Here is a 14,104-nt window from a genome sequence, read left to right as displayed (position 1 = left end):
CAATGAACAAGCACATTAAGAAAGTAGCAGTTATCGGATCCGGGATCATGGGAAGTGGCATTGCCTGTCATTTTGCCAATATCGGGGTCGAAGTCCTGTTACTCGATATTGTTCCGCGCGAACTGACAGACAAAGAAAAAGCCAAAGGACTCAGTCTTAAAGATACAGCCGTGAGGAATCGCCTGGTAAATGATTCCCTCATCGCAGCTCTAAAATCGAAACCCTCCCCCATCTATCATCAGGATTTTTCCAAAAGGATTAGGACGGGAAATCTCGAGGATGATATCGCCAAAGTAGCCGGGGTCGACTGGATCATTGAAGTGGTAGTGGAACGCCTCGACATCAAAAAACAAGTCTTCGAAAGTTTGGAAAAACACAGGACTCCGGGTACCCTGATCACATCAAACACTTCCGGGATTCCAATCAACTTTATGAGTGAGGGAAGATCAGAAGACTTTCAACAACATTTCTGCGGAACCCACTTTTTTAATCCGGCGAGATATCTCAAACTCTTCGAGATCATTCCCGGACCAAAAACGAAGCCGGAGGTACTTGACTTTCTCAATAGTTACGGGGAGAAGTTCCTGGGCAAAACCTCAGTGGTTGCCAAAGATACACCTGCCTTTATAGGAAACAGGATCGGGATCTTCAGTATTATGAGCCTTTTCCACGCCGTGAAGGAACTAGACCTTACTGTGGAAGAAGTAGACAAACTTACAGGTCCCGTAATCGGAAGGCCCAAATCTGCTACTTTCCGTACCGTGGACGTCGTTGGTCTCGACACCCTTGTTCACGTGGCGAATGGAATTCACGAAAATTGCCCAAAAGACGAGCGTCATGAACTCTTTAAACTTCCTGAGTTTATTGAGACCATGGCAGAGAACAAATGGTATGGAAGCAAATCGGGTCAGGGTTTCTATAAGAAAGTAAAAAATGACAAAGGCAAGAGTGAGATCTTAACCTTAGATCTTAACTCCATGGACTACCGCTCAAAAAAGAGTGCAAAATTTGGAACTCTTGAGCTGACTAAATCTGTAGACAAGGTAATCGACCGCTTTAATATCCTTGTCGGAGGGAAAGACAAAGCAGGTGAATTCTACCGAAAGAGTTTTGGAGTACTCTTCGCTTATGTAACCCACCGAATTCCTGAAATTTCAGACGAACTCTACAAGATTGATGATGCTATGAAAGCCGGCTTTGGCTGGGAACACGGGCCATTCCAGATATGGGATGCCATCGGGTTAGACAAGGGCCTGGAACTCATAGCCGCTGAAGGACAGAAGGCAGCAGCCTGGGTAGAGGAAATGAAATCAGCCGGTGTAAAGTCGTTCTACGAAGTAAACGACGGAGCTACCTATTTCTATGATGTACAGAAGAAATCCATGTTGAAAGTACCCGGGCAGGATGCTTTTATTATACTCGACAACATCCGGAAAACCAAGGAGGTTTACAAAAATAGCGGAGTTGTCATTGAAGACCTCGGAGATGGAATACTCAATGTGGAATTTCAGTCTAAAATGAACACCATAGGAGGCGATGTCCTGGCCGGCATCAATAAGGGAATCGACCTTGCGGAAAAAGACTTTCAGGGGCTGGTTGTTGGAAATCAGGCTGCGAACTTTTCAGTTGGAGCCAACATCGGTATGATTTTTATGATGGCCGTTGAACAGGAATACGATGAGCTTAATATGGCCGTAAAAATGTTCCAGGATACCATGATGCGGATGCGTTATTCATCTATCCCTACTATTTCAGCACCTCATGGGATGTGCCTGGGAGGAGGCTGTGAACTTTCCCTGCATGCAGATAAAGTTGTAGCCGCTGCCGAGACATATATCGGTCTTGTAGAATTCGGCGTCGGTGTCATCCCCGGTGGAGGGGGGTCAAAAGAAATGGCACTTAGAGCTTCTGATACTTTTAGAAAGAATGACGTGGAACTCAATGTACTGCAGGAATACTTTTTAACTATAGGCATGGCAAAAGTTTCCACCTCTGCCTACGAAGCCTTTGACCTGGGAATTTTACAGAAAGGTAAAGACGTAGTTGTTGTAAATAAAGATCGTCAGATCGCCACGGCGAAAGCCTATGCCAAACTCATGGCTGAATCGGGTTATACCCAGCCTATCCGAAGAATGGATGTAAAAGTGCTCGGAAAACAGGCCCTGGGAATGTTCCTTGTTGGAACTGACTCCATGGAGGCCGGACATTACATTTCTGAACACGATAAAAAGATTGCGAACAAACTCGCTTATGTGATGGCAGGGGGAGATCTTTCTGAAACAAGTTATGTAAGTGAGCAATACCTGCTCGATATTGAACGGGAAGCTTTTTTATCGCTTTGTACCGAAAGAAAAACACTGGAGAGAATACAACACATGCTAAAAACTGGTAAACCCCTAAGAAACTAAACATGAAAACTGCATATATAGTAAAAGCCTATAGAACCGCCGTTGGGAAAGCCCCCAAAGGACTTTTCCGATTTAAACGGCCGGATGAACTGGCTGCTGAGACCATTGAGTACCTGATGAAGGAAGTACCTCAGCTGGATAAAAAGAGAATTGATGATGTCATTGTTGGGAACGCCATGCCGGAGGCAGAACAAGGTCTTAATGTGGCACGACTTATTTCCCTCATGGGATTGAAGATCGAAGATGTCCCCGGAGTAACTGTAAACCGTTATTGTGCATCCGGATTGGAAACTATTGGTATTGCCACGGCAAAAATTCAATCGGGAATGGCCGATTGTATCATTGCCGGAGGGGCCGAAAGTATGAGTTATATCCCCATGGGAGGATACAAACCAACGCCCGATTATTCAGTTGCCAAGGAAGGGAATGAAGATTATTACTGGGGCATGGGGTTAACAGCCGAGGCCGTTGCAGAGCAATTTAAAGTGTCCCGGGAAGATCAGGATGAGTTTGCTTACAATTCTCATATGAAAGCCCTAAAAGCTCAAAAGGAAGGTAAGTTTGACGATCAGATCGTGCCTATAGAAGTAGAACACACCTTCGTCAATGCTGGAGGGAAAAAAGAAAGCACTACTTATACTGTTAAAAAGGATGAAGGTCCCCGTGCCGACACTTCAAAAGAGGTTTTGGCCAAACTCCGACCTGTATTTGCGGCAGGAGGCAGCGTAACAGCAGGAAATTCTTCCCAGATGAGTGATGGAGCAGCATTTGTTCTGGTCATGAGTGAGGAAATGGTGAAGGAACTTAATTTAGAACCCATCGCACGATTGGTGAATTACGCAGCCGCCGGTGTGGAACCCAGAATTATGGGAATCGGACCTGTTAAGGCTATTCCCAAGGCTCTTAAGCAGGCGGGAATGAAGCAATCGCAACTCGAGTTGATCGAACTAAACGAAGCCTTTGCTTCCCAGTCACTGGCTGTGATCCGGGAATTAGATCTCAACCAGGAAATTGTGAACGTGAACGGAGGCGCTATTGCCCTGGGTCACCCCCTTGGTTGTACCGGTGCTAAATTATCGGTTCAATTGTTTGACGAAATGCGCAAGCGTAATATGAAAGGAAAACACGGCCTGGTCACCATGTGCGTCGGAACCGGACAGGGAGCAGCAGGAATTTTTGAATTTTTGAATTAAAACACCTACAAAATATTTACAACCATGAGTACCGAAACAGTAAACAAAGATATTTTAAGAGGAGGCCAATTCCTCGTCAAGGAAACCAAATGTGAAGACGTTTTTACGCTGGAGGACCTCAATGAGGAACAAAAGATGATGCGTGAAAGCACCAAGGAGTTTGTTGATCGCGAACTTTGGGCCCATTGGGAGCGATTTGAAAACAAAGACTATGAATTCACCAAAGAATGCATGCTTAAGGCAGGGGAGCTCGGATTTCTGAGTATTGCTGTTCCTGAAGCCTACGGCGGAATGGGCATGGGCTTTGTCTCCACTATGCTGGTATGCGATTATATCTCCGGAGCCACAGGCTCTTTCAGCACAGCCTTCGGGGCACATACAGGTATTGGCACACTGCCTATCACCTTATACGGAACCGAAGAGCAAAAGAAAAAATACGTGCCTAAACTGGCCACCGGAGAATGGTTTGGTGCCTATTGTCTTACAGAACCTGGGGCCGGTTCAGATGCCAATTCTGGAAAAACAAAGGCCGTTCTCTCAAAAGATGGAAAATCCTACAGCATCACCGGCCAGAAAATGTGGATCTCCAATGCCGGATTCTGTAATCTGTTTATCGTCTTTGCCCGAATTGAAGACGATAAGAATATCACAGGCTTTATTGTAGAAAACGATCCGGAAAACGGAATTTCTATGGGAGAGGAAGAAAAGAAACTGGGAATACATTCGTCTTCCACCCGCCAGGTGTTCTTCAACGAAACGAAAGTGCCTGTTGAAAATATGCTCTCCGAAAGAGGCAATGGGTTTAAGATTGCCATGAATGCCCTTAATGTTGGAAGGATAAAACTAGCGGCTGCCTGTCTTGAAGCTCAGCGTCGTGTGCTTAACGAAGCAGTGAACTACGCCAATGAACGTGTTCAGTTTAAAACCCCTATAATCAACTTTGGAGCCATCAAAGCCAAGATCGCTCAAATGGCCATCAATGCCTATGCGGGAGAATCGGCCTCTTATCGGGCTGCGAAGAATATCGAAGACAGAATCGCAATTAGAGAGGCTGAAGGAAATACACATCAGGAAGCAGAACTCAAAGGTGTTGAAGAGTACGCTATCGAATGTTCTATACTAAAGGTAGCTGTTTCCGAAGATGTACAGAATACAACAGACGAAGGTATTCAGATCTTTGGAGGAATGGGCTTTAGTGCCGATACTCCTATGGAAAAGGCCTGGAGGGATGCGCGAATTTCCAGGATTTACGAAGGGACCAATGAAATTAACCGTATGCTCGCTGTGGGTATGCTGGTTAAAAAGGCGATGAAAGGACATGTAGATCTACTCGGACCTGCAACAGCTGTAGGCGAAGAATTGATGGGTATTCCTTCTTTCGATACTCCTGATTTTTCTGAACTCTTTGCTGAAGAAAAAGACCTGATCGCCAGATTGAAAAAAGTTTTCCTCATGGTGGCCGGAAGTGCCGTTCAAAAATTTGGACCGGATCTGGAATCACACCAACAATTACTGCTCGCTGCGGCGGATATTCTGATCGAAATCTATATGGCCGAATCAACCCTGCTACGTACCGAAAAGAACGCCAAGCGGAATGGGGAGGCATCACAGGAAATCGAAATTGCCATGACCCAGTTGTATTTATACGAAGCTGTGGACATTATCATTAAGAAAGGAAAAGAGGCGATCGTATCATTTGCCGAAGGAGACGAACAGCGAATGATGCTGATGGGCTTAAAAAGGTTTACCAAGTACACTAATCTGCCTAATGTTGTTGCCCTGCGGAATAAAATTGCAGACAAAGTTGCAGCGGATAATGCGTATACCTTTGACGCATAATCGAAGTCATTCTCAATAAAAAAACCGCCTCAAAAGGGCGGTTTTTTGTTACTTTTTTGTGAGCTTACTAGTTTAAAAAACTATAGGTGCCGGAATAGGAAAGCATCTGCTCTACAAAGCTTTCGGGTTGCAGTAGTTTTATATCTGTAATCTCCCCGGCCGCATTGGTCTCAGGAAGCAGAACCGGATTGACGAATCCGCTGTAGGGAGGCGTTTTAAAGGCCTTATTCCGCTCCAGTACCTCAGCGTGCAATTCCTGATCTACCTTCACCCCATACCCTTCAACAAGATCCTGAGCAGCTTTAAAATCACCTTCCGACTTAATTCGCTGGGTTTCCTTAAGCAACTGCCCAAAAAGTTCCCTGAGTTTAGAATAGTCGTTAATGTTGTAATACGTTTTACCTTCCCGAACTACCTTTTCTATAACATTGTCATCTTTTCCTTTTTCGAATACCCAGGCAGATACCCATTGCCTGTTCACCATATGGTCTTCTTCAATGTCATCCCCTAATTCAATCCTGATCAACTGGGTAACTAGGCCATTTCTGATATAGCGATCAAAGGCTGTCATTCCCAATTCCTTCCAGTCATCCGTAAGGCCCAGTTCCTGCAATTTAGGATCCATTAAATAATACAATCCAACCAGGTCTGCCCTCCCCTCTTCCATTGTAGAGGAATAATTCTTCAGGGTTTCTTTAGGCTGACCTACCCCTTCATTGAGCTGACCCGAAGCATGACCTACTACCTCGTGTAATGCCGTAAGCAGTTTGGAAGCGGTCTTCCCATATTTAGTCTCTCTGGCTATTTCTTCTTCATCATGAGCGTATTCCTTTAACCGGCCAGTACCGCCGGCATTGCTATAGGCCTCAATGATATTACCAAGAGATACCGATTTACTTCCGTGTTCCTGCCTTATCCAGTTGTTATTAGGCAGGTTTACCCCAATTGGGGTACTGGGAGATGCATCTCCTGCCTCCCCGGCCACATTAACGGTCTTATAGGAAACCCCTACCACATTTTTCTTTTTATGCGCTTCCATCAACGGAGACTCATCTTCAAACCACTGGGCCTTTTCAGAAAGGACTGCCATCTGTCTTGACATTTCAAAATCCTTGAGCTGTACAATAGTTTCATACGATCCTTTGTATCCCTTCGGGTCGTTATACACCTCAATAAATCCATTGATCCAGTCGATATCCCCATCCCTGGAATTTACCCAGGAAATTGCATATTCATCCCAGGTATCCAGGCTACCTGTTTTATAGTATTCAATGAGGATTCCCAGAGTATTTGCCTGCTGTTCATTCTCAGCGACTCCTTTTGCTTTTTCAAGCCATTTGATGATCTCATCAATAGCCTCACCGTAGAGTCCGCCCGACATATAAACCTCCTCTGTGATTTTACCATTTATTTTTGAAAGCCTGGAGTTTAAGCCCGTTTCAACAGGTCTTTCTTCCGGACCTTTGTAGGCACTGGCGTAGAACGCTTCTACCTCGGCATCGGTCAGACTTGGGTCATAAAAATTAACAGCTGATGCCGCCACGTTATCAACGCCTTTCTTCTTATTCACTTTCTTGGCATCTGCTTCATTGAAAATCACTTCAAACGCTTCACCCTCCAGATTCGAATCCGTTTCTTCAAGTAAGCCTTTAAGGTATTCAGGGCTGAAGGCAGGTTTTAATTTATCGTTTGAATAATGATGGTGAATCCCATTGGAAAACCATACCCGTTTCAGATAAGTTTCAAATGCCGCCCATTCATTTGTGGATTTATCTCCTGAATAGTTCTGGTATACATTTTCGAGAGCTCTTCTTATTTCCAGGTTATACCTGTAATTCTGGTCCCAGATGATATCTCTTCCTGCAAGACCGGCCTGGGTGAGGTAGTACACGAGTTTCTTTTGGTCCAGAGTCAGTTCGTCAAAACTGGGAATCTGATATCTCAGGATTTGGATATCCGCAAACTGATCTACAAAATATTCAAAAGAGTTGGATTCATTAGTCGCAATTGCTTCAGCAGTTTCCTTTTCCTTGCAAGACCAAATGAGTCCAATCGCCAGCAAGGCGATTAAAAAATGTCGTAATTTCATGATTTTAGTTCTGTTTTCGTTCTCTCTCAAAAGTAAATATTTAGGACAAGATTCTGGTGATTTTTTCTATAATATCATCGTATGAATAATGTATAAGTAAGGCTTTTAATTTAAAACATAGATTTATCTTTAGGCGAAACTACCTCATCTATCCATTCTTATGAAATCCACCTTATTAAAGCAAGTTTATCAGCCCGAACTTTTTCGGGAACAGGGACATGCCCTCATCAACCTGCTGGCGAATCATATGGAATCTTGTCAACAACAGGAAGATAAAAAAGTGATCAACTGGAACCTGCCCGAGGATGAAAAAGCTTTTTGGGAGGAATTTCTTCAGCAAGGATCAGAAAAGGATTTTTTTAAGGAAGTGCTTTCCCATACTACCCACGTCCATAATCCACGGTATATCGGCCATCAGGTTTGTGCCCCTGCACCGCTTGCTGCCTTGTCGGGATTGGTAAGTTCAATCCTCAACAATGGTATGGCTGTTTATGAAATGGGAATGGCTCCTACAGCCATAGAGCGAATCATAACAGATTTGATTGCCAGCAAAATAGGTTTTGATAAAGACTCCAGAGGCATATTAACCTCCGGAGGCACCCTTGCGAACCTCACTGCCCTGCTGGCGGCCAGAAAGGCAAAAGTGAAGAGTGATGTCTGGAAGGAAGGAAGTTCTAATCCCCTGGCAATAATGGTTTCAGAAGAAGCACATTACTGTGTAGACAGGGCGGCCCGGATCATGGGTCTGGGAAGCGAAGGGATTATCAAAGTGCCGGTGACAGAGGGTTTTGAGATAGACAGCTCAGAACTGGAGTCGAGTTTTCAGGAGGCAAAAGAAAAAGGATTGGAAGTCTTTGCCGTGGTTGGGAGTGCCCCTTCAACGGCCACAGGAATTTACGACGACCTTGAAGCCCTTGCTGCTTTCTCAAGAAGGCATAATCTATGGTTTCATGTTGACGGAGCTCACGGTGGGGCCGCAGTATTCTCCGAAAAATACAAGGGGACAGTAAAAGGAATTCACCTTGCCGATTCTTTGGTAATTGACGGACATAAAATGATGCTGATGTCTACCATTACCACCGCGCTCATCTTTCGTGAAGGCATCCACTCTCATACAATTTTCAGTCAGGAAGCAGAATACCTCTTGCAGCATTCAGACGATGAGGATTGGTTTAATCTGGCAAAACGCACTTTTGAATGCACCAAAACCATGATGAGCCTGCAATGGTTCCTCCTCTTAAAAACCTATGGAGAGAAAGTTTTTGATGATAATGTAACTACTCTATATGATCTGGGGCAACACTTTGGAAAGATGGTCATGGAAGATCCTGATATGGAACTGGCAGTTATTCCGGAGTCTAATATCGTCTGTTTTCGCTATCTCTCACAAGGATTATCCCTTAATGAGATGAACGAGGTCAACAAAAGAATCAGGCAGGAATTACTACAGGAAGGCAGGTTTTATATAGTTCAAACCCGCATCAGAGGAATACAATACCTTCGCTGTACAATCATGAATCCTTTCACGACTGCAGAGCACTTAAAAGAATTGCTTTCGCTGATTAAAACTATAGGGAGGCGAGGCCTTACCGCATAGATTCCAGGACACGTTGTTCTGTGGCTTTCTGAGAAAAGTTTATTGCACACTCAATTAGTGCGAGATGCGAATATGCCTGAGGAAAATTACCCAGTAATCTTTTGGTTTTAAAATCGATATCCTCACTAAAAAGCCCCAGGTGATTACTATAACTTAGAACACGGTCGAAAAGCTCCTGGGCTTTTTCTTCTTCTCCAATTTTAAAAAGGCTGTTGATAAACCAGAAAGTACAAATGGTAAATGAAGAAGAAGGCAAGCCAAAATCATCCTCATTTTTATAGCGATATAAAAGTCCGTCGTTACTCAGTTCTTTCTCAATAGCTTTAACGGTACTGACAAATTTCGGATCCCTGGCTGGAATAAACCCATAAGATTCCATAAGCAATACCGAAGCGTCGAGATTGGTACTACCATAAGACTGGGTAAATGCCTGTACTTCATCGTTCCAGGCCTTGTCCATGATGTCCTTTTTAATCTCCTGTTCCAGCAAGCTCCATTTTTCTATCTTCCTCCATTTCCGAAAGATTCTGGCCACCTTGATCGCCCGATCAATAGCCACCCAGCAAAGGACTTTTGAAAAGGTAAAATGCCTGTCTTCATGTCTGAATTCCCAAATTCCTTTATCGGGTTCCTGCCAGTGTTCAGATACGATCCATGCAATCCCTTTCGTAATACCCCAGAGTTCCTCTGCATTTTCAATATTCGTACTGAATATATTCAACTGAGCATAAATGGCATCCATCAGGATACCGTATATATCATTTTGTCTTTGCTTATAAGCGGCATTCCCAACCCTGACCGGCTTTGATCCTTTGTATCCCTTTAAGTGGTCGAGCGTTCTTTCAGTGAGTTTCTTTTCCTTGTTAATCCCATACATGATCTGGAGTTTTTCCCCTTTGTCAGGAATTAGATCAACAATAAATTGTAGATAACGTCTCGCTACATTTATATGACCCAGATCCACCATCACCTTAATCACCATAGATGCATCACGAATCCAACAAAAGCGATAGTCCCAGTTTCTAACTTCTCCAATGGTTTCAGGAAGGGAGGTCGTTGCAGCAGCCAATACGGCACCCGTTTTATTATAGGTGAGTAATTTAAGTGTGATGGCACTTCTGTTGATCTGTGCGTTGTATTTTTTGTAATTAGGTGTTTTATTGCTCCAATTCAACCAATACACTTTGGTTCTTTCCAGTTCTAAATAAATCTTGCGTGTGCTGGGTTGAAAAATTTTCTCATTGTAGGCGATCAGAAAATACCCGTTTTCAGAAACCTCTAACTCCCTGCCTTCAATGACGGCATTTTTGTTAAATGAAGTATACAGGAAAACAGTCTCGAAATTCTCCCCTTTGGTTAAACTCGCAATAAAATTCTTTTTAATAAAAGTATTCGTTTCACCAATTGCATAAGCGAGTTTAGGTTCATAGTGGACACTAAATTTTGGTTTTCCGGAGATATGTTTAATATATCGCACCAATTCCGGAGGTGCATAGTAGTGGTTTTGATTATTTAAATACCGAGGCATAAAGTCGTGAATCTCAAAGATATTATCCCCTTCTTTAAACTCGGTTATTAAAACTGCTGTATGTTTTTTATAGCGCTGTTTAATCGTATAGGAGGATTCAACCTTGATACCAAAACACCCCCCTATTTCATCATCCAGCAGTTTCGCAAAAACAGAAGATGAGTCAAACTCCGGCAAACAACACCAGTCAATAGAGCCTGTTTTCGAAACGAGTGCAGCACTCCTGCAGTTCCCTATAATTCCATAATCTAAGTTGTCCATAAATAAGAATGCTGTAAAAATTCTGGTTTCATTGCAATTGCGCCTCAATTTGACGAAATTTAGAGAAACAAAAGAGAAAAAGGGTTAAAAACATTGAATTTATGGCCAAAACTATCATAATCTCAAACAGACTGCCTGTACAATTGCAAATTGACAACGGTACCATCAAAGCCATACCCAGTGTAGGAGGCCTGGCAACCGGAATGAAATCGGTGCATTCAGAAGGGCAAAGCCTATGGATAGGATGGAGCGGCCTAACTGAAGAGGAAATTCCTGAAGAACTTGAAAGTGATATTGACAAAGCACTCGCAAAACACGGTTCGTCCAAAGTAAAACTCACCGAAGAAGAAGTAGATGGATTTTACTACGGCTTCAGTAACCGAACCATCTGGCCCCTATTCCATTACTTCCTGGAATACTCCGAGTTTGAACTCTCCAGTTGGAATATCTACCGGGAGGTAAATCAGAAATTCGCGGATGCCATTATCAAAGAAGCAGAGGAAGAGGACATTATCTGGGTTCATGATTACCAACTGATGCTAGTTCCTCAAATGGTTCGGGAAAAAAGACCTGACATCTCCATCGGATTTTTTCTTCATATTCCATTTCCCTCCTTTGAGATCTTCAGAACACTCCCCTGGAGGGAAGAGGTTCTTATGGGCCTGCTGGGTTCAGACCTTATTGGTTTTCATACCTATGATTACGAAAGGCATTTTTTAAGTTCTATCAGACGTATCCTGGGCCTTGACGTAAGTTTTAATGATATTTATCTCGAAGACCGAATCGTAAAAGTTGATTCATTTCCAATGGGAATTGATTACGCCAAATTTCACAATGCGGCCAAACAACACGGTGACCTCCCTAAAAAGGCACAGTCAGATCTGCAGCGCAGGCTCAATGCACATAAAGAGTCGACCCCCGATGCTAAATTTCTCTTGTCTATAGACCGCTTAGACTATTCCAAGGGAATTGCAAAACGTCTGAATGCCTATGAATACTTTCTAAATAAATATCCCCAGTACAAGGAGAAAGTTCGACTCATCATCCTGGCTGTTCCCTCAAGGAGTAATGTGCCCCAGTACCAATTACTGAAAAGGGAAATTGATGAATTGGTAGGAAGGATTAACGGTGAACTGGCTACAGTGAGCTGGACCCCGATCTGGTATTTTTACCGCTCCCTTCCTTTTGATAACCTTATCGATCTGTATACCTCCTGTGATATAGCCTGGCTGACTCCTATCCGTGACGGGATGAATCTGGTAGCCAAAGAATACATTGCAACCCGAACAGATAAGACAGGTGTCCTTATTTTAAGTGAAATGGCTGGTTCAGCAAATGAAATGAATGAATCCCTGCTGATTAATCCGAATAATTTTGAACAGATCGCCGACACCATCCATAAGGCCATACAAATGCCCGAGAAAGAACAAAAGGCCAGGAACAAGGTCTTACAAAAAAGACTGGAACGATATAATGTAGAGAAATGGGCCAATGATTTTATGCGTTCACTTACCGAACAAAGAGACAAAGACCCAACCTATGTCGCACAAAGATTATCGGTAGATCTTACCAACACTCTTATCAAAGAATACCGGGATGCGAAACACCGACTACTGTTTCTGGATTATGACGGGACCCTGGCGGGATTCCACAACGATCCGCAGAAAGCTTCCCCTGATAAGGACCTTTATAAATTACTAGACCAGTTAAATGACCTGCCCAATACCGATGTCTATCTCATAAGCGGGCGGGACAAAGAGACTTTTAGTAAGTGGTTTTTAAAAAAGAAATACAATATGATCGTCGAGCACGGGGTTTGGCTCTCTGAGGGAGGTAATGAATTTACGATGCTCGAGAATGTCAAAAAAGACTGGATGGAGAAGATCCTCCCTGTACTGGAGTCTTTTGTTGATCGAACCCCCGGAAGTTTTATAGAGGAAAAAAATTACTCCCTGGCCTGGCATTATCGCAATACCGATCCCGATTTCGGCCAGAAGCGAGCTTCTGAGCTCAACACCGTACTGCGAAGTCTGATTGCCAATGACGACCTCAGTGTATTGAACGGCAATAAGGTGATGGAAATTAAAAGCAGTAATGTAAATAAGGGACGGGCTGCAATGCGTATTTTTACAAGAAACGACTACGACTTTGTATTTGCCATTGGTGATGACTGGACCGATGAGTTTATGTTCCAGGAATTACCCGATACGGCGGTAACTGTCAAGGTTGGCAGACAAAAAACTCAGGCAAAATATTATCTAGATAGTATAAAGAATGTACGCGATCTTTTATCCCGCTTTATTAAAAAATAAGAATAGCTGGCCTTACCTGCTTGGTATCCTCCTGATATTAACTGCAACAAAAGTCAATTCACAGGCCAATACCGAAGTTTTTCTGATAAAGCTCGAACAAACTGAAGATGCACTTCGCCTGGGTAATCCCGTAAATATCTCCAACAATCCCGGATATGATAACCAGCCTTCGTTTTACAATGACAATCTGGTGCTTTTTTCTTCTACACGAAACGAACAAACAGATGTTGCGGCATATGCCCTTAATAAAGACAGTATTATCTGGAAAACCAATACCCCCAAAGGCAGTGAATACTCCCCATTAAAAATTCCAGGTAGTCAGAATTTCAGCGCCATTCGGCTTGACCTAGACGGAAAACAGTTACTCTATGATTATAAATGGAAAACAGGGCGTTCACAGCCTGTGGTAAAAGACCTCAAAGTGGGGTACCACCTCTGGTTTAATGAGGATATCCTGGTATCAACAGTGCTGGTCGAGAACCGTATGGATCTGGTAGTCTCCAACCTACGGGATCAGACCAACTATACTTTTCAGAAGAATGTGGGGAGGTCGCTGCACAAAATTCCCAACACTGCATTGATAAGTTTTATCAGTAAAGAAGATGATGAGTTGATTCTAAAATCGATGGATCCGGTTTCGGGGGCAACGCAGATAATTACAGCTTTGCCGGAGGGCGTGCAAGATATTTGCTGGCTGATCGATGGTTCGGTTCTTGCCGGACAAGGAAATCAGTTGTTCCGTTACACCCCTGGGAAGGACAAATCCTGGCAACTCTTCGCTGATTTTCCGGAAGGGGAAATTGGAACTATTACGCGCCTGGCAACAAACGCGATTTCCAGTCTTTTATTGATGGTGGCAGAAATTCCAAATAATTAA

The 14,104-nt window shown here is 43.5% G+C and carries 8 protein-coding genes; 6 read left to right on the top strand and 2 right to left on the bottom strand.

Annotated features, from left to right (window positions below):
- Positions 1 to 2: 2 nt before the first annotated feature.
- The 3 genes from ACA086_RS11830 to ACA086_RS11820 are packed head-to-tail and all read left to right on the top strand — an operon-like array spanning position 3 to position 5,440.
- Positions 3 to 2,408 (top strand): 3-hydroxyacyl-CoA dehydrogenase NAD-binding domain-containing protein, encoded by a 2,406-nt coding sequence (locus tag ACA086_RS11830; RefSeq protein WP_371003529.1) that lies wholly within the window; start codon positions 3 to 5, stop codon positions 2,406 to 2,408.
- 2 nt (positions 2,409 to 2,410) lie between these two features.
- Positions 2,411 to 3,601, top strand: coding sequence for an acetyl-CoA C-acyltransferase (locus ACA086_RS11825; protein WP_371003528.1), 1,191 nt, complete (start codon positions 2,411 to 2,413; stop codon positions 3,599 to 3,601).
- Positions 3,602 to 3,625: 24 nt separating this feature from the next.
- Positions 3,626 to 5,440, top strand: coding sequence for an acyl-CoA dehydrogenase family protein (locus ACA086_RS11820; protein ID WP_371003527.1), 1,815 nt, complete (start codon positions 3,626 to 3,628; stop codon positions 5,438 to 5,440).
- Between the two features lie 67 nt (positions 5,441 to 5,507).
- On the opposite strand, the gene ACA086_RS11815 is transcribed toward ACA086_RS11820, so the two are convergent.
- Positions 5,508 to 7,529 (bottom strand): dihydrofolate reductase, encoded by a 2,022-nt coding sequence (locus ACA086_RS11815; protein WP_371003526.1) that lies wholly within the window; start codon positions 7,527 to 7,529, stop codon positions 5,508 to 5,510.
- Positions 7,530 to 7,689: 160 nt separating this feature from the next.
- Between ACA086_RS11815 and ACA086_RS11810 the strand changes: the two genes are divergently transcribed.
- Positions 7,690 to 9,126 (top strand): aspartate aminotransferase family protein, encoded by a 1,437-nt coding sequence (locus tag ACA086_RS11810; RefSeq protein ID WP_371003525.1) that lies wholly within the window; start codon positions 7,690 to 7,692, stop codon positions 9,124 to 9,126.
- Here the strand turns inward: ACA086_RS11810 and ACA086_RS11805 are convergent.
- On the bottom strand, positions 9,116 to 10,915 hold the full coding sequence (locus ACA086_RS11805) for a glycoside hydrolase family 15 protein (protein WP_371003524.1): 1,800 nt from the start codon (positions 10,913 to 10,915) through the stop codon (positions 9,116 to 9,118). The genes ACA086_RS11810 and ACA086_RS11805 overlap by 11 nt on opposite strands.
- Before the next feature lie 101 nt (positions 10,916 to 11,016).
- Here ACA086_RS11805 and ACA086_RS11800 point away from each other — a divergent pair, with 101 nt between their 5' ends.
- Entirely contained in the window at positions 11,017 to 13,227 is a 2,211-nt protein-coding gene (locus ACA086_RS11800; RefSeq protein ID WP_371003523.1) for a bifunctional alpha,alpha-trehalose-phosphate synthase (UDP-forming)/trehalose-phosphatase, read from the top strand.
- On the top strand, positions 13,190 to 14,104 hold the full coding sequence (locus tag ACA086_RS11795; protein ID WP_371003522.1) for a hypothetical protein: 915 nt from the start codon (positions 13,190 to 13,192) through the stop codon (positions 14,102 to 14,104). The genes ACA086_RS11800 and ACA086_RS11795 overlap by 38 nt, the downstream gene beginning before the upstream one ends.

Source organism: Muriicola sp. E247, assembly GCF_041358175.1.
Classification (GTDB): domain Bacteria; phylum Bacteroidota; class Bacteroidia; order Flavobacteriales; family Flavobacteriaceae; genus Muriicola.
Note: the sequence above shows the minus strand (reverse complement) of the source record. Positions and strands in the feature narration are given on the sequence as shown.

Coding starts and splice junctions, on each gene's coding strand:
- ACA086_RS11805 (WP_371003524.1), bottom strand. CDS start 10,915: ATGGACAACTTAGATTATGGAATTATAGGGAACTGCAGGAGTGCTGCA.
- ACA086_RS11800 (WP_371003523.1), top strand. CDS start 11,017: ATGGCCAAAACTATCATAATCTCAAACAGACTGCCTGTACAATTGCAA.
- ACA086_RS11815 (WP_371003526.1), bottom strand. CDS start 7,529: ATGAAATTACGACATTTTTTAATCGCCTTGCTGGCGATTGGACTCATT.
- ACA086_RS11820 (WP_371003527.1), top strand. CDS start 3,626: ATGAGTACCGAAACAGTAAACAAAGATATTTTAAGAGGAGGCCAATTC.
- ACA086_RS11825 (WP_371003528.1), top strand. CDS start 2,411: ATGAAAACTGCATATATAGTAAAAGCCTATAGAACCGCCGTTGGGAAA.
- ACA086_RS11795 (WP_371003522.1), top strand. CDS start 13,190: ATGTACGCGATCTTTTATCCCGCTTTATTAAAAAATAAGAATAGCTGG.
- ACA086_RS11830 (WP_371003529.1), top strand. CDS start 3: ATGAACAAGCACATTAAGAAAGTAGCAGTTATCGGATCCGGGATCATG.
- ACA086_RS11810 (WP_371003525.1), top strand. CDS start 7,690: ATGAAATCCACCTTATTAAAGCAAGTTTATCAGCCCGAACTTTTTCGG.